Genomic DNA, 1,325 nt, shown 5'->3' with positions numbered 1-1,325 from the left:
TGAATGCCACGACTTCGGCGGTGTGCTTGAGCCCCGCTACATTGTCGGCGCAGAATCACTTGACCAGTGAGCTATTACGCACTCTTTCAAGGGTGGCTGCTTCTAAGCCAACCTCCTGGTTGTCTCTGCGACTCCACATCCTTTCCCACTTAGCACACGCTTAGGGGCCTTAGTCGGTGATCTGGGCTGTTTCCCTCTCGACTACGAACCTTATCGCCCGCAGTCTCACTGCCACGCTCTCACTTACCGGCATTCGGAGTTTGGCTGACGTCAGTAACCTTGTCGGGCCCATCGGCCATCCAGTAGCTCTACCTCCGGCAAGAAACACGCGACGCTGCACCTAAATGCATTTCGGGGAGAACCAGCTATCACGGAGTTTGATTGGCCTTTCACCCCTACACACAGGTCATCCCCCAGGTTTTCAACCCTGGTGGGTTCGGTCCTCCACCCAGTCTTACCTGAGCTTCAACCTGCCCATGCGTAGATCACTCCGCTTCGGGTCTACAGCATGCGACTCAAACGCCCTATTCAGACTCGCTTTCGCTACGGCTCCCCCACACGGGTTAACCTCGCCACACACCATAACTCGCAGGCTCATTCTTCAAAAGGCACGCAGTCACATCACACAGAAGACAAGCTCCTGTAAGCTCCTACGGCTTGTAGGCACACGGTTTCAGGTACTATTTCACGACCCCTCACCGGGGCACTTTTCACCTTTCCCTCACGGTACTCGTGCACTATCGGTCATCAGGGAGTATTTAGGCTTACCAGGTGGTCCTGGCAGATTCACACAGGATTTCTCGGGCCCCGTGCTACTTGGGATCCCCTCAAGAAGCCTTCAAGATTTCGCCTACCCGGCTCTCACGGTCTACGGCAGCCCTTCCCAGAGCTTTCGACTACCTCAAAGGTTTATCACTTCTTGTGGCTTCGGCAGAAACCACCAGAGGGTCCCACGACCCCGGACATGCAACGCCTGCCGGCTATCACACACGCCCGGTTTAGCCTCATCCGCTTTCGCTCACCACTACTCACGGAATCACTGTTGTTTTCTCTTCCTACGGGTACTGAGATGTTTCACTTCCCCGCGTTACCACCAACCGCCCTATACATTCAGGCGGAGGCAACACCACATGACTGGTGCTGGGTTTCCCCATTCGGACATCCCCGGATCAACGTCTGGTTGGCGACTCCCCGAGGCTTAACGCAGCCTCCCACGTCCTTCATCGGCTCCTGATGCCAAGGCATCCACCGTGTGCCCTAAAAAACTTGGCCACAAAGATGCTCGCGTCCACTATGCAAATCTCAAACAACAAACAGCAACCAGC

General features: G+C 55.5%; 1 rRNA gene (running past one end of the window). It reads right to left on the bottom strand.

Annotation, left to right across the window (positions count from 1 at the left end):
• Nucleotides 1–1,272: ribosomal RNA gene (locus AB0J76_RS49415) — 23S ribosomal RNA — on the bottom strand; it reaches 1,918 nt to the left of the window's first position.
• Between the last annotated feature and the right edge of the window lie 53 nt (nucleotides 1,273–1,325).

Source organism: Nonomuraea sp. NPDC049624, from assembly GCF_040675255.1.
Lineage (GTDB): Bacteria > Actinomycetota > Actinomycetes > Streptosporangiales > Streptosporangiaceae > Nonomuraea.
The sequence above is the reverse complement of the archived record's forward strand: the minus strand, read 5'-3'. Positions and strand labels throughout refer to the sequence as shown.